18 protein-coding genes and 1 rRNA gene are annotated in these 17,854 nt (G+C 45.9%); 11 read left to right on the top strand and 8 right to left on the bottom strand.

Annotated features, from left to right (window positions below; genetic code table 11):
• On the top strand, positions 1 to 1,037 hold a 1,037-nt coding region (gene serC, locus K5677_RS13310; protein WP_296728916.1), incomplete at its 5' end, for a 3-phosphoserine/phosphohydroxythreonine transaminase.
• A gap of 43 nt (positions 1,038 to 1,080) precedes the next feature.
• The gene (locus K5677_RS13315; protein WP_296728917.1) at positions 1,081 to 2,241 is read left to right on the top strand and encodes a 3-phosphoglycerate dehydrogenase family protein; all 1,161 of its coding nucleotides are present in this window, start codon (positions 1,081 to 1,083) and stop codon (positions 2,239 to 2,241) included.
• Positions 2,242 to 2,303: 62 nt separating this feature from the next.
• Here K5677_RS13315 and K5677_RS13320 read toward each other — a convergent pair whose 3' ends face one another.
• Positions 2,304 to 2,669: a hypothetical protein gene (locus K5677_RS13320; RefSeq protein WP_296728921.1), complete on the bottom strand. Its 366-nt coding sequence runs from the start codon at positions 2,667 to 2,669 to the stop codon at positions 2,304 to 2,306.
• A gap of 144 nt (positions 2,670 to 2,813) precedes the next feature.
• Positions 2,814 to 3,476, bottom strand: a complete 663-nt coding sequence (locus K5677_RS13325; protein WP_296728924.1) for a hypothetical protein — start codon at positions 3,474 to 3,476, stop codon at positions 2,814 to 2,816.
• A gap of 297 nt (positions 3,477 to 3,773) precedes the next feature.
• On the opposite strand from K5677_RS13325, the gene K5677_RS13330 reads away from it, so the two are divergent.
• Positions 3,774 to 5,198, top strand: coding sequence for a glycoside hydrolase family 16 protein (locus tag K5677_RS13330; protein WP_296728927.1), 1,425 nt, complete (start codon positions 3,774 to 3,776; stop codon positions 5,196 to 5,198).
• A 30-nt stretch (positions 5,199 to 5,228) separates the two neighbouring features.
• Here the strand turns inward: K5677_RS13330 and K5677_RS13335 are convergent, their stop codons facing one another.
• From K5677_RS13335 to K5677_RS13350, 4 genes are all read right to left on the bottom strand, one after another.
• Positions 5,229 to 5,978: a protein phosphatase 2C domain-containing protein gene (locus K5677_RS13335; RefSeq protein WP_296728929.1), complete on the bottom strand. Its 750-nt coding sequence runs from the start codon at positions 5,976 to 5,978 to the stop codon at positions 5,229 to 5,231.
• A 17-nt stretch (positions 5,979 to 5,995) separates the two neighbouring features.
• On the bottom strand, positions 5,996 to 6,763 hold the full coding sequence (locus K5677_RS13340; RefSeq protein WP_296728931.1) for a TatD family hydrolase: 768 nt from the start codon (positions 6,761 to 6,763) through the stop codon (positions 5,996 to 5,998).
• Complete coding sequence (locus K5677_RS13345; RefSeq protein WP_296728933.1) at positions 6,760 to 7,668, bottom strand: LCP family protein; 909 nt, start codon at positions 7,666 to 7,668, stop codon at positions 6,760 to 6,762. Before K5677_RS13345 ends, K5677_RS13340 begins: the two co-directional genes overlap by 4 nt.
• A 490-nt stretch (positions 7,669 to 8,158) precedes the next feature.
• Positions 8,159 to 8,860, bottom strand: coding sequence for an SLOG family protein (locus K5677_RS13350; protein ID WP_296728934.1), 702 nt, complete (start codon positions 8,858 to 8,860; stop codon positions 8,159 to 8,161).
• Between the two features lie 113 nt (positions 8,861 to 8,973).
• Between K5677_RS13350 and alr the strand changes: the two genes are divergently transcribed.
• The 8 genes from alr to K5677_RS13390 all read left to right on the top strand — a co-directional run bounded on the left by alr (position 8,974) and on the right by K5677_RS13390 (position 16,001).
• Positions 8,974 to 10,134, top strand: a complete 1,161-nt coding sequence (gene alr / locus K5677_RS13355; RefSeq protein ID WP_296728935.1) for an alanine racemase — start codon at positions 8,974 to 8,976, stop codon at positions 10,132 to 10,134.
• Between the two features lie 149 nt (positions 10,135 to 10,283).
• Complete coding sequence (locus K5677_RS13360; protein WP_296728937.1) at positions 10,284 to 10,898, top strand: TIGR04100 family radical SAM protein; 615 nt, start codon at positions 10,284 to 10,286, stop codon at positions 10,896 to 10,898.
• Entirely contained in the window at positions 10,891 to 11,565 is a 675-nt protein-coding gene (locus tag K5677_RS13365) for a hypothetical protein (protein ID WP_296728938.1), read from the top strand. The genes K5677_RS13360 and K5677_RS13365 overlap by 8 nt, the downstream gene beginning before the upstream one ends.
• 187 nt (positions 11,566 to 11,752) lie before the next feature.
• Positions 11,753 to 11,884, top strand: a complete 132-nt coding sequence (locus tag K5677_RS13370) for a hypothetical protein (protein ID WP_296728941.1) — start codon at positions 11,753 to 11,755, stop codon at positions 11,882 to 11,884.
• A gap of 33 nt (positions 11,885 to 11,917) precedes the next feature.
• On the top strand, positions 11,918 to 12,985 hold the full coding sequence (locus tag K5677_RS13375) for a branched-chain amino acid aminotransferase (RefSeq protein WP_296728944.1): 1,068 nt from the start codon (positions 11,918 to 11,920) through the stop codon (positions 12,983 to 12,985).
• Positions 12,986 to 13,194: 209 nt separating this feature from the next.
• On the top strand, positions 13,195 to 14,058 hold the full coding sequence (locus K5677_RS13380) for a dipicolinate synthase subunit DpsA (RefSeq protein ID WP_296728946.1): 864 nt from the start codon (positions 13,195 to 13,197) through the stop codon (positions 14,056 to 14,058).
• Positions 14,051 to 14,650: a dipicolinate synthase subunit B gene (locus K5677_RS13385; protein WP_296728948.1), complete on the top strand. Its 600-nt coding sequence runs from the start codon at positions 14,051 to 14,053 to the stop codon at positions 14,648 to 14,650. The genes K5677_RS13380 and K5677_RS13385 overlap by 8 nt, the downstream gene beginning before the upstream one ends.
• A 262-nt stretch (positions 14,651 to 14,912) precedes the next feature.
• A complete protein-coding gene (locus K5677_RS13390; RefSeq protein WP_296728951.1) occupies positions 14,913 to 16,001 on the top strand; it encodes an MFS transporter in 1,089 nt (362 codons plus the stop codon).
• A gap of 57 nt (positions 16,002 to 16,058) precedes the next feature.
• On the opposite strand, the gene K5677_RS14480 is transcribed toward K5677_RS13390, so the two are convergent.
• On the bottom strand, positions 16,059 to 17,690 hold the full coding sequence (locus tag K5677_RS14480; RefSeq protein WP_366849478.1) for a DUF6056 family protein: 1,632 nt from the start codon (positions 17,688 to 17,690) through the stop codon (positions 16,059 to 16,061).
• 27 nt (positions 17,691 to 17,717) lie between these two features.
• A 5S ribosomal RNA gene (gene rrf, locus K5677_RS13395) occupies positions 17,718 to 17,834 on the bottom strand.
• Between the last annotated feature and the right edge of the window lie 20 nt (positions 17,835 to 17,854).

The following is a 17,854-nucleotide window of genomic DNA, read 5'->3' on the forward strand; positions in this document are numbered from 1 at the left end:
AAGTACTCAAGGAATGTGCAGAGGAAATGATGGATTACAAGGGCTGCGGAATGTCCGTAATGGAGATGTCCCACCGTTCAAAGGTATATGACGAGATCATCAAAGAGGCTGAAAAGGATCTTCGTGATCTTATGAACATCCCTGATAACTACAAGGTCATCTTCGTACAGGGCGGTGCTTCACTGGTATTCGCAGGCGTTCCTATGAACCTTATGAAGAAGGGCAAGGCTGCTTACATCATCACTGGTCAGTGGGCTAAGAAGGCCGCTCAGGAAGCTGAGAAGTACGGTGAGGTAGTAAGAGTTGCTTCATCTGCTGATAAGACTTTCTCATACATTCCTGACTGCTCAGACCTCGACATCCCTGATGATGTTGACTATGTATATATCTGTGAGAACAATACTATCTACGGAACAAAGTTCTGGGAGCTCCCCAACACAAAGGGTCACGAGCTCGTTGCTGACGTAAGCTCATGCTTCCTCTCAGAGCCTGTTGACGTTTCAAAGTACGGCGTTATCTACGGCGGTGTTCAGAAGAATGTCGGACCTTCCGGTGTTCAGATCATCATCGTTCGTGAGGATCTTATCGCTGACGGTCCTGCACTCAAGTGCACTCCTACTATGCTGGACTGGAAGATCCAGTCTGACAACGAGTCACTCTACAATACTCCTCCCTGCTATGGTATCTACGTTTGCGGCAAGGTATTCAAGTGGATCAAGAAGATGGGCGGACTCGAGGCTATGAAGGCTCACAACGAGAAGAAGGCTAAGATCCTCTATGATTTCCTCGACAGCAGCAAGATGTTCAAGGGTACTGTTGAGCCTAAGGATCGCTCACTCATGAACGTTCCTTTCATCACAGGCAACGATGAGCTTGACAAGAAGTTCGTTGCAGAGTCAAAGGCTGCAGGCTTCGAGAACCTCAAGGGTCACAGAACTGTTGGCGGTATGAGAGCTTCTATCTACAACGCTATGCCTATCGAGGGCGTTGAAAAGCTCGTTGCTTTCATGAAGAAGTTTGAGGAAGAGAATTCCTGATCTCCGGGATCAGAACTATATTATACGAAAGAGGTAGATCCAGATGTACAAGATTCAGACTTTAAACAAGATCTCATCCATCGGTACAGACATTTTCGATAAGAGCAAGTACAGTATTGCTGATGAGTGCGCTAATCCTGATGCTATCATGGTAAGAAGCGCTAAGATGCACGATATGGCTTTCGGTGATAACCTTCTCGCTATCGCAAGAGCAGGCGCAGGTGTAAACAATATCCCTGTAGAGCGCTGCGCTCAGGAGGGTATCTGCGTATTCAATACTCCCGGTGCTAACTCAAACGCTGTTAAGGAGCTTGCTATCTGTGCACTTCTCCTTTCTTCAAGAAAGATCACAGAGGCTGCTGCATGGGCTGCTTCACTTAAGGGCACACCTGATGCTCCCAAGACTGTAGAGGGCGGAAAGTCCAAGTTTGCAGGTCCTGAGATCGCAGGCAAGACTCTCGGTATCATCGGTCTCGGCGCTATCGGCGGCAAGATCGCTAACGCTGCTGAAGCACTCGGTATGCAGGTTATCGGTTACGATCCTTATATCTCTATCGGCGCTGCTCTTCACCTTGAGCCTTCTGTAAAGATCGTTTCTGATATCAACGATATCTACAAGAACAGTGACTATATCTCAATACATATGCCTTATACTCCTCAGACAAAGAATACTATCGATGCTGAGCAGATCGCTATGATGAAGGACGGCGTTCGTCTTATCAACCTGGCAAGAGGTGAGCTCATCAACAGCGAGGCTGTTGTTAAGGCTATCGCTGACGGTAAGATCGCTAAGTACGTTACTGACTTTGCTGATGATGTTGTTCTCGGCGTTGATGATGTTATCGTTCTTCCCCACCTCGGAGCTTCAACTCCTGAGAGCGAGGACAACTGCGCAGTTCTGGCTGCACAGGAGCTTATCGATTACATCGAGAACGGTAATATCAAGAACAGCGTAAACCTTCCTAACGCTTCAATGAATGCTGTAGGCACAAAGATCTGTGTTATCCACAAGAACGTTCCTACAACTATCGCTTCTATCACATCAGCAGTAGGAAATGAGGGAATCAACATCGAGAACATGGTAAACGCTTCCAAGAAGGACTTCGCTTACACAATGCTCGACGTTACCGGCGACGTACCTCCTACAGTTGAGGGCAAGATCAACGCAGTTGACGGCGTTATCAAGGTAAGAGTTATCAAGTAAGATATAAAAATCAAGTCCCGAAACGGTCATCTGATCGCTTCGGGACTTTTTTTATTATTACATTATTTTTTTGTAAAGGTTCTCGGATAGCCGATATCCATCTGCAAGGTAAGATCATTGCCGGATATAGTATAATTATAATCGAATACAAGACCGTATTCCTTCTCCTTACAAACTACTCGCTTGTTTGTTTCGTCGATAGTATAAGTACCTGACATATCAGCATCTTTACTGATACCTTTTTCCGAGAAGTTTCCATTTGATTTAAAGGTTATGGTAGCGCCTTCATCTCCTGTACCTTCCCATGTACCGACAAGCTCGTTGCCGCCGCTTCCTCCGCCTTCTTCTCCTCCTGAACAGCCGGCAAATATACTCATAACAAGGCAGCAAACAACTGCAAGCACAGCCATTTTAAAAATTTTTCTCATAACTGATATTCCTTTCACAATAAATTTATTTCACTAAATCTGCTCCCTATGGATAGAATAATAAGCCATAATATTCCTAAAGATATAAGAAATATTATGGCTAAAAGATTTTATAGCAGATCAATAATATGCCATTGAGACATATTACTTAACTCTTGTAAGCTTTTCTGTAGACTTTGAATCCTTGAGTTCCAGTGTATCTCCGTCAACCTTGAACTCAGCTGTTGCCTCTTTGCCGTTTCCGCCATTGATGAAGCCTGAAAAGCCTGAAACTGTAAGCTTCTTGCCCTTTGTTTCGTAAGTAAAGAGATTATTGAACACGACCTCGCTCTTTGCACCGTCAAAATCAATAGTAATATCAAGATTTGCCTTGTCAAAGGATTCGTCTCCCTGCTTCTCAATACCCTGAACGATACTGTCGTAGAGGATACCGCTGTCAAGTGAGTACTTTCCGTCATAGCCCTCGCCGCTCTCAAGCTTTGTGAGACCTATCATTTCCTGTCCCATAACGTCAACTGTAAGAGTATCGCCGCTCTCCTTGATATAATCCTTAGCAAGAACTGTACCGCCTACGTTGAGACCTTCGCTCTCAAAGTGGAGCAGACTTGATGTATCAAGATATACAGAGCCCTTTCCGCCGTCTGTGAAAATGATTCCGCCGCCGTCAACACTCTGACCTGCGTTGCTGAGATCACTCATAGCCCACTTTCCGATGAGCTTGTCGCCTGCCTTTGCAGAGCTGCCGCATGAAGCAAGAGCACATACTGCAAGTGAACATACTGTAATAGATGTAATTACCTTTTTCATAAAAACCTCCAGATAAATGTGAGTCGTTCACGTAAGGTGAACGAAATTATTTAAATGAATAATGCGATTTATCCTTCACCCCTGTCGGAAGCCTTTTGGCCCTGACATTACACATTATATCACTTATTATTACACATTGCAAGCAATTCGGCAAAAAGTTATCGAAATGTAATCAAATATCGCCGCAAAAAAAGCAAAAGTAGTTCATTTGCACAGAAAAAAGTCACGTTTTTCCTTGACAGAGCCCCCTATTAATGCTAAAATTAAGGCATAAAATCATTATTCGGAGGCGGTTTTATGAAAAAAATACGTGCTTTCGCGGCAGCTGCGGTGCTGCTGACAGCTGTCCCTGCGTCAGTTTGCGCAGACAGTAATATCCCTATGGACTACAACAGCGACGGCGCTGTGAATATATTTGATATGGTAGAGGCGCGCAAAACAGTGACCTCCGCCGCAGAGCTCAAAAGGCTCAGCAGCTTTATCCTCGGCAAAGGCGATATACAGCCCGATGATGAGGGCTATACCCTGCTCTGGAGCGATGAATTCGACGGCTCTGACCTTGATATGAACAAGTGGAGCTATGAGCTGGGCAACTGGAAGCTGGACGACAGCGGAAACTACATCACAGGAGGCTGGGGCAATAACGAGCAGGAGTTCTACACCTCACAAAATACCGGCGTAAAGGACGGTATCCTCACTATTTCTGCGAAAAAGGAGCACTGGGAGGACGAAAAGCAGGGCAGCTACGAATACACCTCAGCAAGGCTCAGCACTCAGCATAAGTTCTCGGTTTGCGGCGGTAAAATAGAGGTACGCGCCCGATGTGATTCGGGAAAGTCCCTCTGGCCTGCTATATGGATGCTCCCCGAGGACAGCGCCTACGGCGGCTGGGCTTCATCAGGCGAAATTGACATAATGGAGGGCTGGGGCAGCACTCCCGAAAAAATATGCGGCACTATCCACTTCGGCGGAACATGGCCGAATAATACATATCTGACCAACAATTATGTATTTACAGACGGCGACAGCACCGAAAACTGGCACACCTACAGCATAGAATGGGAGCGCGGCGAGATACGCTGGTACGTTGACGGCAAGCTCTACAGCACCCAGACCGACTGGTATTCCGAGGGCTTCGAGTACCCAGCGCCCTTTGACCAGAATTTCTATATCATACTCAATCTTGCTGTAGGCGGACATTTTGACGGTATAGACGGAGTTCACGCCGATCCGAGCATTTTTGCAAACGGCAGCAAAAACTTCGATATTGACTACGTCCGCGTATACAAAAAGGACGGCAGCGATCTCGTGCCGTCGGAGCTGAGCTCCCTTGCGCTGGATAACTACATCGAGGGCGCTGAAGCAGCCGTCACCAATAAGTCGGGCTGCACAAGCATAAATATCAGAAACGCAGGTGAGCTTGAATACGCAGTTATGGGGCTTCTCCGCGGCAGAGAGGTCAAAGCAGGCGAAAAGCATACCATTGAATTTGACGTAAGCTCCACAGCCGAACGAAGCATGGCAGTCACCGTGGAGGACAGCTCCTATACCCGTTATCTCGACAAAAAGCTGACCATAACCCCCGAGAAGAAACACTACAGCTTCGATGTGACCTTCGAGCAGGATATGTCCGCGGATATAAAATTCCAGCTTGGAAATATCGACGGAGCTTCCGCCCTCGGCGCACATGAGGTACAGCTTTATAATATAAGCTGGAAATAAATTTTAAGCCCATGTTTTCACATGGGCTTTTTATTCGTAGTAAACTACTGCAATTACCGATATATTGTCATTACTGCCATTGTCGAGGGCTTTTTTCACCAGTATATCCAGCCTTGACTTCAGAGGCTTTGGCATTTCAAGCACTTCCTCAATATCCAGCACAGATACATAATCCGAAAGTCCGTCGGTACACAGCAGCAGCAGGTCGCCGTACTCCATGCCGCCCTCAAGCTTTACCGTATCTATCCGGGGAGCTGACTTTACATTGCCGAATACAGGGAAAATAATATTCCTGTGAACGTGAGTGCTGCGCTCCTCACTGGTGATAGCGCCCTCATCGATGAGGAGCTGCACCAGAGACTGGTCGCGTGACATCTGCCTGATACGTCCGCCCCGGTAGCGGTACAGACGTGAATCTCCCACATTAAAGGTGAGAATGTTATTAGCTTCGTCCACAGCTATGCCGCAGAGAGTAGCCTGCATATTGTGCATTTCGGGATCGGACTCGCTGTACTCCGCAAGTCTTCGGTGAATGGCAAGAAGCTCCTCATCAAGCTTCATCTCGCCGCTGTAGCCCATATCGCGGATAAGCTCAAGACACATCTTTGAAGCCAGCTCACCCGAGCGCTCTCCCGACACTCCGTCGGAAACAGCCGCTATAAAGGGCACATCTAAGTTTTTCTCGGCGGAACCCGAATCTATCACGCTGTCCTTTATGAGCAAAGCGTCCTCATTATGGGGCATAACGCCCTTTTCTGTTACTCCGCAGCAGTAATACATTCGTTTTCCTCCTTTCGTTAGTCTATTCCGTACATTGTCATACCGTTTTGGCAGGTTATGTCTATGAGCTCCTGCGTTGTCATACCCTTTATCTCAGCCGCCTTAGCTGCCGTATAGGCTATCATGGAGCTGTCGCAGCGGCGTCCTCTGAAGGGCTCGGGAGCCATATATGGGCAGTCAGTTTCCATGAGGAGCTTATCCATAGGCACCTCAGCAAGGGCTTTCAGAGCCTTTTTTGCGTTCTTGAAGGTAAGCACTCCCGTAAAGCCGATGTACATTCCGAGCTTTAGTATCTCCTTAGCTGTCTCGGCAGAGCCGCTGAAGCAGTGTACAACGCCTTTTGGACGATATTCCCTGAGTATCTCCACAGTGTCCTCCGCGGCGTCCCTGCTGTGTACTATAACGGGCATATCAAGCTCGTTTGCCAATTCAAGCTGCTCACGGAAAAAGCGTATCTGCTTGTCACGGTCATAGCCGTCGTAGTGGTAATCCAGACCTATCTCGCCTACCGCCTTTATCTTTTTGTTGGCAGCTATCATCTCACGGAGCCTGTCAAGGTAATCCCCGGGAGTCTCGTCAACGCTTTCGGGGTGAACCCCTGCTGAGGCATAGATATAACCATATTTCTGAGAAAGAAGCGAATTCTCGGCAGAATCATCAAGTCCCGAGGCAGCCAGCATTACAAGCCTTACACCCTTTTCGGGGAGCTCTGCCAGCACCTGCTCCCTGTCCTCGTCAAAGGCGCTGTCTGCGTAGTGGGAGTGTGTATCAAATATGCCTGTCATTTCTTTTCCTTACTGTCCTTTTTAGTCTTATCGTCCTTATTTACCTTGAAATATGAATCCTTCAGACTATCGATGAAGGTGCTGCTGGGGATAAAGTCCTCGCCTGCGGGAGTACCGTCAAGTGAAAGGGGCACAGCTATAGCGCTGCCGTACTCGAACATATTCCTGATACCGTTTTTGCGTTTCTTATAGTCAGCAGCAGTAACATCGGAATCCACCATATTTATAACTATGCTGAAATTATTGTCGAAGCTGTCAGCGATACGCTTTCCGTCGGACTGGTTCACCATAGCCGAAAGAACTGCCGCAGAAGTGAATGCGCGCTCGGACTCGCCGCCGTCAAACATAAGGTAGTTGACAAAGGTCTCTATCTGGTCGCTGTTGAGATACTGCTGACTGCCGTCGTTCTTGAAGCCTGCTATATCAGCGTTTACAGGATAGGTAACGCCGCCGAAAATATCACAGACCTTCTGGAATGCCGCAGAATCGAACTTCATATATCTGTCTACCTCGATATCGAATACCTTTTCAATGAATTCCTCAGCCGAGGCAGCGCCGCCGTTTTTGTAATTCTCGATAATGCTCAGCTGCTGTCCGTCAACAAGAGCAATGGAATTTGAGGGAACGCCGATGAATACCAGCTGCTTTTTCAGCGGTATTGAGCGCATGAGCATAAATGTGGGAGGACTGTGCTTCTCGGGCACATCAAGTATCAGCAGCATGGTGTGGTTGTCCTCGGCAGTTATCTGACCGCTGGTGCGCGGAACCGGCTCCGGTGGCTTCTCCACCTTGCCAAAGCCGAAATATCGGTAAATACCATAGGCAATTCCGCCGATGATGATAAGTCCGATGAATATTGTCATAAGGAACGGTAACGCCACGTGTCCTGTTTTTTTCTTAGCCATTTCTCTGGCTCCTTTCAGTTTTTATTGTTATTTATTTATCGTTCTCAGCAATTTAATAAATCCTGAGCTGATATAAACTGACCGTATAATACTTGTCCCGAAAATATCCGTCATAAAATGAATAAAAAATATTTTCCAAAAAGCACGTTAAAAAATACTTGGCGCAGCTTCGACTATCCACAGAGTTTTCCACATTTTCCACATGATTGAATGGTGAGTGTATGTTTAAACACAGAATTCAACAGCCTGTTGAAATAGAACGAGCGTTCATATCTTAGTTGCAAAACAGCGCTTATTTGGCTTAGTACAGGCATTTGTGCAGCACTGCTGATTTTGTTTCACAGACCTCTGCTGCAAGCTTCAACGGTATATCGCCGACTTTCCACAGCGTTTGAAAAAGTGTGTGAAACAATTATTTTCATGTTGAAACATATCTCTCTGTGAATGTTGATTTGTACGAAAAGATGTGATATAATATTGAATATGGCATTCAGTACGGAGTATCAAAGACGTTTTCCATGAATATAAGCCTGCGGCGTATGCTTTCTATATCAGGTCCGCACTCGTCTATAAGGGCGTATGCGTCCTCAAGACCAAAACGGCGTATAATTTTTCCCTGTTTTGCGGCATAGTTAAGTGTCTGACAGGTGCCCGATTTGAAAGAGCCCTCGTTAAAATACGAAATGACCGCCGAGGCGTTGTCTACCATGAAGTAGTTTCTGTCTCTGTACACATCAGGCGAAGTATTCTCACCTGCGCCCTTTTTTCCGTAGACAACGGAGGGCTCTGTATTTGTGGTGAGAAGTACGTCAGCACCCTTTTCAACGTCGGCAAGAGTCTCCTTGTACTGAGGTGTAAAGCGCTCGGCATGACGGAGATAGGGCATTACGCCGATAAGACGTATGCTGCTGTCAGAGCGCTTTTTGGCAAGAATGTACTTTGCAGCCCAGAGGTCCGTTCCCACAGCAAGTCCGCTGATAAAGCTGCGGTAGCCGCTCTCAACAGCCATATCTATATACCTGCACAGCATAAGCTGTACAGTGCGGAGGGTTATGCTCCGATATACAGGCTGGTTCTTATAGGGGATAACGCTGGTCTCACGGTGCCCTGTAAAGCATACCGTAGCATCAATATCACCGCTGAAGTCCTCTGCTGAAAGCACAGGTACTCCCGAATCGAGTGAGAAAAGCATAGTACACCTCGCTTTCCCAAAATATCATACATGAAAATTATAACATACATCATACTTTATTTCAAGACGTTTTTTGACTTGTAATTAAATTTTAACTTTGGATAAATAATGAAATGTACGAAAGGAAGGATAACGGAATGAAGCCGTATCTGAAAAGAGCATGGGCAGAGATATCGCTCCCACAGCTCAGAAAAAACGTTGATATCATAAGAGGTCTTAACTCTCCCGAAACTGAGATAATGGCAGTAGTAAAGGCTGACGCTTACGGTCACGGCGACGAGCATATCGTCCGCTGTCTCGCCGAGCAGTGCGGTATCAGCTATTTTGCGGTATCCAATCTTGACGAGGCTATTGCCGTAAGGAAATTCGCTCCCAAGTCAGAGATACTCATACTGGGCTATACTCCGCCCGAGTACGCCCATGAGATAGCCATGTACAATATCATACAGGGCGTTGTGTCCACCGAATATGCTCAGGAGCTTGTGAAAAACAGCGCAGAGCCTATCCGCTGTCACATAAAAATAGACACAGGCATGGGCAGAATAGGTCTCAAGCATGATACTCCCGAGGAGTGCGCTGCTGAGATAGAGGCTATGATGAAGATAGAAAAGCTCTCAGTCGAGGGAATATATACACATTTTGCAGTTGCGGACAGCGATTCTCCCGACAATATCGCCTACACCGATATGCAGGAGAGATTCATTACCGATACATACGATGTGCTCGTGAGCCGTGGCATAAAGCTCCGTCACCTGCACTTTATGAACAGCGCCGCTACCTGCTACAGAAACAGCTCCAGAAGCACTCTTTCCCGTGCAGGCATCATACTCTACGGTCTGCACCCCGATGTGAGCCTTGAGATACCCGAGGGACTTGAGCCCCTTATGGAGCTGAAAGCAGTCATCTCCCATGTAAAGAACGTAAAGAAAGGCGACTGCATAAGCTATGGACGCACATTTGTTGCCGACCACGAAATGCGTATCGCTACGGTAACTATCGGCTATGCTGACGGATATTCTCGTCTGCTCAGCTCAAAAGGCGAGATACTCGTTCACGGCAAGCGCTGTAAGATAGTGGGCAGAGTGTGCATGGACCAGCTCATGATAGACGTATCAATGGTTCCCGAGGCTAAATCGGGAGATATAGTAACACTTATCGGTACTGACGGCAATGACCGCATCACAGCCGACGACCTCGCGCAGATATACGGAACTATCGGATACGAAGTAGTCTGCGGTATCTCAAAACGTGTACCGCGTATATATATTGAATAATAAATCATAATTTAACGCCTTTGGCGTCCCGAAAAATTGGTATTGTAGGGGCGAACATTGTTCGCCCGTGTCAAAATTGATGTGTATGTTTGCGGGCGAACATTGTTCGCCCCTACATCATTAAATTATGATTTAAGGGAGGATATAAAATGAAAAAAGCAATGACAATATCTTATGAGGTGGGCGAAAACCTCTACCTCAACCTTACAAATAAATGTCCCTGCGCCTGCACTTTCTGCATCCGCAACCACGCCGACGGCGCTTACGGCTCCGATCCCCTCTGGCTGGAGCACGAACCCACTATGGAGGAAATAATCGCAGACCTTAACAAGCGCAAGCTCAAAAAGTACCGCGAGATAGTTTTCTGCGGCTATGGCGAGCCTACCGAGCGTCTTGACGTTCTCCTCGAAACTGCCGCTTATCTCCGCAGCAGAGAGAACTGTCCACGTCTGCGTATCAACACAAACGGTCTCGGCGACCTTATCCACGGCAGAAGCATTGCAAAGGAGCTGTGCTATGAGCTGGATACTGTTTCCATAAGCCTCAATGCTCCTACAGAAAAGGAATATATGGCTGTTACACGCCCTAAGTTCGACAATGCATTCGAGGCTCTCCAGAAGTTCACTAAGGACTGTGTAAAGGCAGGCAAAGCCGAGGTCATTATGTCTGTTGTTGACGTTATCCCACCCGAGCAGATAGAGGCTTCACGCCAGCTCGCTGAAAAGCTCGGCGCTCATCTCCGCGTAAGAGAGTTTGATGACTGATCTGATACTGCGAATGTCGGGAAAGGACTTCGGCACTATCTTAGGACTGATACTTGGCTTTGTACTTGCAGGCGCCTTCTTCGGTATATCCAGACTGAGATACCTGTGCATATGGCATTGGCGGAAAAAGCACAGCGAGATAGTTACGGGACGAGTCACAAAATGTGAAATGCTTTCCTTTTTCGCGGGAACTCCGCGTTATCTGCTGTCTCTCGAATATAACGACAACAGCGGAGCCCTTGAGACCGAGGAGCTCATAAGCTTCTCCCCTGATGCACCAAGACTGAAAGATGTGGAGCTGTCGGTAGTCAGCTATGCAGACAGAATGAGCCGATACGGCGAGGAATACACGGTTAAGCCCGATTTTGAGGAGCTGAAGCAGTTTCCCCAGCTAAGCGAGGACGAGAAAGAGGCTATGAAACGGAAATTCGAGAACTATCTCGCCGCCGAGCATCCAAATCACGCCACAAGCTTTCTGGACGGTTTCTTCAGACCGTATCTGTGCGCTCAGAAAGCTGAATTCGCCGACAAAAAGGCTCATCAGCGCCCCAAGCCGCCGAACGCATACAGCTTGAAAAAATTCATCAGGGACGTCATTATATTCATAGTGCTTCTCATCTTAGCCTGCGCAGGTCTGGCGTATCTTATGGTCAAAACAGGCTATTAGCCGCAGCAGCGCGAATTTATTTTCCACACATGAAGCAGTATCCAAATCACAGCCTATACACATTAGACAAATTCAAACAGGTCAGTTTGTGCACTATTTATGCGGTTATACTATGGAAAAAACTGCGGAAATATGATATAATTATTTATTGAAGGATTTCTCTAATCTGAGATAAGGAGTAATTTTTATGAGTAAAAAAGGTAAGATCATACTTGCAGCTTCAGTTTCTACCTCAGTCCTCGCTATTGCAGCCGCTGCGGTGACGATTTTCGTCTGCAAGCGAATTTACGAGAAGAATTACTTCTCGGTAACAGATTAACAGGTCAATATTATAAAAAGAAGGTTGAATAATATGGAAATCAAATTCACAAAGGCTGCCTCTTTAAAGGCTAAGCCACAGCCAGGCGATAAGCTCGGCTTCGGTCACATCTTTACAGATTATATGCTCGTTATGCCTTACGATGAGGGCAAGGGCTGGCACGATCCTGAGATCAAGCCATACGCTCCTATCGAGCTCTCACCTGCTGCTATGTGTCTCCACTACGGTCAGGAAGTATTCGAGGGCTTAAAGGCTTACAGAACTGCTGACGGCAAGGTACAGCTCTTCCGTCCCGAGGAGAACTTCAAGAGACTTAACAAGTCCAACGAGAGACTTGTTATCCCTGAGCTCCCTGTTGAACTTGGCATGAAGTGCCTCACAGAGCTCATAAAGGTCGAGAAGGACTGGGTTCCTTCAAAGGAAGGCGAGTCACTCTATATCCGTCCTTTCATCATCGCAGTTGATCCGTTCCTCGGCGTTAAGCCCGGCGCTCAGTACCTCTTCATCATCATTCTCTCACCTTCCGGCGCTTACTATGAGAGCGGTCTCAACCCTGTAAACATCTACGTTGAGAGCAAGTATGTCCGCGCTGTAAGAGGCGGTATGGGCTTCGCTAAGACAGGCGGCAACTATGCTGCTTCTCTTATCGGACAGGACGAGGCTCACAAGCAGAACTACTCACAGGTTCTCTGGCTCGACGGCGTTGAGCAGAAGTACATCGAGGAAGTCGGCGCTATGAACATCTTCTTCGTTATCGACGGCAAGGTAGTAACTCCTATGCTTCAGGGCTCTATCCTCCCGGGTATCACAAGAAAGTCCGCTATCGAGGTCTGCAAGAGCAAGGGACTCACTGTTGAGGAGAGACGTATCGACATTCAGGAGATCGCTGACGCTTACGACGCAGGCAAGCTTGACGAGGTATTCGGCACAGGTACTGCTGCTGTTATATCACCTGTTGGCCACCTCAAGTGGAATGACAAGGTTATGGAGATCAACGGCAACAAGATCGGTAAGATCTCACAGATGCTCTATGATACAATGACAGGTATCCAGTGGGGCAAGGTCGAAGATACATTCAACTGGATCGTTCCTATCGACTAATTAAATATGATCATCAAGGCGCTTCCGTTTCGGGAGCGCTTTTTTCATAATAACAACCAATAAGGTAAGACATTCCCTTAAAAAGCGGATAATATCTGCCCGACTCTTGGTTATGCATCAACAGCTATTGTCATTATGCTCTGTCCTTTCATATAATATAGCGATTAGCGATAATCACTTTATGCCGATACGGCGGATTGGAGTTATCTATGACAAGACCTAAAATACTTATTGCAGGCGGAGACACGCGCCAGCTATACTGTGCTGACTATCTCTCACGCAGCTACGATATAAAGCTCATTGGCTTCGACAAGGAATACTCGGATAGAGCCGCTCAGCTGCCCTTTGCAGACAGCTCAGACCGCGGCAGCTTCGACTATGCTCTGCTGCCTGTACCTTCACTAGGAAATGACGGCTATATTTATACTCCCTGCTTTTCCTCTCAGCTTACAGCAGAGACTATGGACAGCTTTCTTACTGATGACGGCATTGTTTACGCAGGCAGAGCAGATGACAGGCTTCGCCGTATGCTGCCCCACCGTGAGATATACGACTACCTCACCCGTGAGGAGCTGAACCTGCGCAACGCTGTTCCCACCGCTGAGGGAGCTGTACAGCTCGCACTTGAGGAGCTTCCCGTCACCCTCAACGGACTGAAAGTGCTGATAGTCGGCATGGGCAGGATAGGCTGTGCCCTTGCAGAGATACTGAAGGGTTTCGGTGCCGACATCACAGCCGCTGTCCATAATCCACGCGGTGCCGCAAAGGCCCGGCTCCACGGTATAAGCTCTGTCCCTACAAGGAGGCTTGACGGAAGCTATGAGCTGATATTCAATACAGCACCAAAGCTCATATTCGACAGGGAGCTCCTAAGCCGTTTTGAGCCCTCTGCGCTGTTCATAGACCTCGCCTCTAAGCCGGGGGGTATTGACCTTACCGCAGCCTCAGAGCTTGGAATAAAAGCGATCTGTGCGCCGGGACTGCCCGGCAAGACAGCACCCGTCACCTCGGGAGAGATAATCGCAGACACCGTAAGCGCCATGATAGCTGAAAGGAGTGAAGATAGTGAGTGATATATTAAAAGGGCTCCGCATAGGCTACGCCATGACAGGCTCATTCTGCACCTTTCGGCAATGCTTCGAGCAAGCGGAGATACTCACAGAATACGGTGCAGAGCTGCTCCCCATTATGTCAGAACACGCCGCTTCAACATCAACTCGGTTCGGAACGGCAGAGGAAAACCTTGAAAAACTACGCAAAATAACCGGAAAAGACATTATAACCACAGTTTCTGACGCAGAGCCCATAGGTCCAAAGGAGCTGACAGATATTATGGCAGTAGCTCCCTGCACATCGAATACCGCCGCAAAGCTTGCCGCATCAATAACCGATACCGCTGTGACTATGGCTGTAAAATCCCACCTGCGCCGCGGAAAGCCTGTAGTTCTTGCTATTGCCTCAAATGACTCGCTTATGGGCTCGGCTAAGAATCTGGGGGAGCTCTTTAACCGCAAGAATTATTACTTTGTCCCTATGGTGCAGGACGACTGGATAAATAAGCCCGCCTCCCTTGTGGCGGAGTTCTCAATGCTCCCACAGGCGATAGAAGCCGCTATGAAAGGGATACAGCTCCGCCCCATAATCTATCACGAATACAGAAAATGAAAATATTTGACAAAGGCGCGTTTATCTGTTATAATATCACATAAGTACAAATCATTTTACAGGTAAGAGGCTGATAGTATGTGTTATAAAAACGTAAACATACAACTTGGAAAAGGCGATGTTTTCCCGACTGCGGGGATAGTGCGCCCTTTTTCAGCTTTAGTCAGTTAAAGTAAACTGACATTTTAAGTCTGTAAAAGTAACGATATATCGCGCATTATCTCCTTAACTGCTTTCATAATTCAGTTTAAGGAGATTTTTTATGTTTAATATAAGAAAACAGCTTTCAAGGCTGTATTTATCATCGGTAATAAGCAATCTTACAATAACAGGGGCATGGCTGGCGATACTCGCCTCACGGGGCTTCAGCCTTGTGGAAATAGGCATCTCTGAGACCGTGTTCCACATAACAAGCATTATATTTGAGCTCCCGTCGGGAGTCATGGCGGACGTTTTCGGCAGGAAGAAAATGCTCATAGTCAGCAATATCATGTACACCATAGCTACTCTGATAATGATAGCTTCAAACAGCCTTTTCACGGTTTGCCTGTCTGTTGCATTTCACGCCCTGACCTACAATTTTTCCTCGGGTACGGGCGACGCTCTTGCATATGACTCAATGAAAAAGGCAAGGATACACAGCAAATTTGAACGCTATGAGTCCAATCAGCTCATAATTTACAGAGTCTGCACGGGAATTTCCACACTTTGCGCCGGATTTGCCCTGACAATAGGCTATAAACTCGCCTATGCCACGGACCTGATAGCCTGCGCTGCTCAGTTTATAGTACTTTCTACGCTTACAGAGGTAAACGCAAAGGGAAAAACCGACGAACAAAGGCTATTTGCAAAAATAGCCGAATGCTTCATAGAAAGCTTCAGATTCCTTAAAGAAGCCAAAAAAGCTCTGGGACTCATGTTCTGCAATTCTTTTGTGGGAGCGCTGGATATTCTTTTGCTGTTTTTTCTGCAAGCAAAGCTCCCCGAAAAAGGCATACCTAAGTGGGGACTTGGCATAGCTCTCCTGTTTATGGAGCTGGGCGGCGTGTTAGGATCAAAACTGATACTTCATTTTCCCAAGATCAGATACATCAGCATATTCGCAGCAACCTCGGCTCTGGTTCTTACAGGAATCCTCGCTGAGCACTCCCGAAGCTGTATCATAATGGCTCTGGGTGGATTTATCGCCGCTGTAGGCGACGACGCATTGCAGGTACGTACCAACGCAAAGCTGCAAAAAATGTTTCCCTCTGAGCAGCGGGCAACCCTAACCTCGGTGGAGTCCTTCACTTTTTCTGTAATTATGATAGTTCTCTCACCACTTGCAGGATTCGTATTTACCTACTGGTAAAAAACAACTCCCCGAGATTCTCGGGGAGTATTTTTTGTTATAGGATAGAAAATGCCGTCATTCTGATTCCTTTAAGGTATTGTAATCGATCATGGAGATATCCAACCTTACTTTATCAAGTACAGAGAGATCAATACCATGAAAGTAATAATACAGCTCATCATATTTATAATCCTTGCCGTCTAAGGACATAAAAATAAGATCATCATTAAAAAGCATACTCTCTTCAATGTTTTTGTCATCCTTTTCCTTCGTAAGCTCTGCATTATCATATGTATACTTACTATAAGGAAGTTTTATGAATTCAATATACTTCTGTCCTTGATCCATTTCTTCCCTGATATATTCAAGTCGTAAATTGTCCACGTATTTATTGCTCAGATCCATAAACATCATAAGTCCCAGACCTGCACATGAAATTACGCACGCAGAAAAGCTGAATAAACTGTTTTCCTTTACATTAAGAGCCCTGATAGCCTCAGCAGCAAGACGAAATGTGAAAATACACCAGAATACATAATCTGCAAAGAAACAGCGAGGGGTTATCGGCGATACTACAACAAAAGGAGCGGTTAAAACTACTGTACTTACAAGGTAAATTATAGCTTTGATACGTGAGCTTCCGCTCATAAGAACATAGATCATATATATCAGTGAGACAATATAGCAGAACGTGAAAGCTGTCTCAATAGCTCGGCTCTTATACGAAGATGATGTAATAGCAAGTGGCTGAACAAACTCAGAAATAAATGAATAGGCTGCAAAAGATGCTGAAATTCCCAAAGAAATAAAAAGATATTTTGGCTTATCAGAACTGCTGCTGAATTTTTTTGCACAAAGAATTACAAGCGAAATAATAATAACAGCATGAAGAATATAGTATCTTCGTGTATAGAGAGGAATTATCTCAAGAAATATCTTTGTAAATATATCACTTAACCCAAATTCAATGCTTCTGTAGCCCAGTGAATCACCTTTAGCTGCAATATCATTATAATTCGATACAGAAAACATCAAAAAAGTTCCAATAACCGTGCCAGCCAGATAACTAATGTTAACAGCAGATACCTTTCTTATCCTTGCAAATGAATAAATAATAATGAAAACACTAAAAATCAGATTATAAAATGTGATATTCTCAACACAAAGAGCTCCTAAAAAGCCAACGAAAAGGAATAAAACTGAATTAAATATACTGCTTTTAGGAAGCTTTCCGTCAAAAACAACAGATACTGCATAAAGATAAATAAATAAGAAAACAAGGGATATGATATAATTCACGAAGCCACTGGTCCAGTTGAATATATTTAGGTATGTCTCATAATCAGCTATCAGGAACATAATAACAATAAAGAAATAATGCAGCCATTTAAACTTATGATCCATGCCAATAATTTGAGCAGTAATGACAGCAAATGCGGTCATCGATACCATATATAGAATATCGCGAAAAATAACTGAGTGACATGAATAAATACTAAGGAAATTCGTGAAAAACCTGCCATTTTCATTATATTCTTTCAGGTAGTCAGAGAAAGACGGAATACATCCCCACCATATATCGTCCCCAGAATAAATAAGACAGCAACCCTTTATCAAAAAAAACACAGCTAACAAAAATACAAAAAAGAATTTCGTTTTATTTCTGGCTCTCATAGGTAAACCTCCCAAAATACCAAAAAGCTCCATTAGATTTGCTAATGGAGCTTTAAAAAGTGTCGGCACTGATTTAGTTTTCCGGGCCGTCACCAGCCAAGTATCGTCAACGCGAATGAGCTTAACTTCCGTGTTCGGAATGGGAACGGGTGTGACCTCATTGCCATAAGCACCGACTATTTTGAAGTATTGAAACG

This window comes from Ruminococcus sp. (assembly GCF_024684275.1).

What these genes read in the sequence shown, in the direction of transcription:
- K5677_RS13315 (WP_296728917.1), top strand. Translation starts at nt 1,081, where the DNA reads ATGTACAAGATTCAGACTTTAAACAAGATCTCATCCATCGGTACAGAC.
- K5677_RS13320 (WP_296728921.1), bottom strand. Translation starts at nt 2,669, where the DNA reads ATGAGAAAAATTTTTAAAATGGCTGTGCTTGCAGTTGTTTGCTGCCTT.
- K5677_RS13325 (WP_296728924.1), bottom strand. Translation starts at nt 3,476, where the DNA reads ATGAAAAAGGTAATTACATCTATTACAGTATGTTCACTTGCAGTATGT.
- K5677_RS13330 (WP_296728927.1), top strand. Translation starts at nt 3,774, where the DNA reads ATGAAAAAAATACGTGCTTTCGCGGCAGCTGCGGTGCTGCTGACAGCT.
- K5677_RS13335 (WP_296728929.1), bottom strand. Translation starts at nt 5,978, where the DNA reads ATGTATTACTGCTGCGGAGTAACAGAAAAGGGCGTTATGCCCCATAAT.
- K5677_RS13340 (WP_296728931.1), bottom strand. Translation starts at nt 6,763, where the DNA reads ATGACAGGCATATTTGATACACACTCCCACTACGCAGACAGCGCCTTT.
- K5677_RS13345 (WP_296728933.1), bottom strand. Translation starts at nt 7,668, where the DNA reads ATGGCTAAGAAAAAAACAGGACACGTGGCGTTACCGTTCCTTATGACA.
- K5677_RS13350 (WP_296728934.1), bottom strand. Translation starts at nt 8,860, where the DNA reads ATGCTTTTCTCACTCGATTCGGGAGTACCTGTGCTTTCAGCAGAGGAC.
- alr (WP_296728935.1), top strand. Translation starts at nt 8,974, where the DNA reads ATGTACGAAAGGAAGGATAACGGAATGAAGCCGTATCTGAAAAGAGCA.
- K5677_RS13360 (WP_296728937.1), top strand. Translation starts at nt 10,284, where the DNA reads ATGAAAAAAGCAATGACAATATCTTATGAGGTGGGCGAAAACCTCTAC.
- K5677_RS13365 (WP_296728938.1), top strand. Translation starts at nt 10,891, where the DNA reads ATGACTGATCTGATACTGCGAATGTCGGGAAAGGACTTCGGCACTATC.
- K5677_RS13370 (WP_296728941.1), top strand. Translation starts at nt 11,753, where the DNA reads ATGAGTAAAAAAGGTAAGATCATACTTGCAGCTTCAGTTTCTACCTCA.
- K5677_RS13375 (WP_296728944.1), top strand. Translation starts at nt 11,918, where the DNA reads ATGGAAATCAAATTCACAAAGGCTGCCTCTTTAAAGGCTAAGCCACAG.
- K5677_RS13380 (WP_296728946.1), top strand. Translation starts at nt 13,195, where the DNA reads ATGACAAGACCTAAAATACTTATTGCAGGCGGAGACACGCGCCAGCTA.
- K5677_RS13390 (WP_296728951.1), top strand. Translation starts at nt 14,913, where the DNA reads ATGTTTAATATAAGAAAACAGCTTTCAAGGCTGTATTTATCATCGGTA.
- K5677_RS14480 (WP_366849478.1), bottom strand. Translation starts at nt 17,690, where the DNA reads ATGGAGCTTTTTGGTATTTTGGGAGGTTTACCTATGAGAGCCAGAAAT.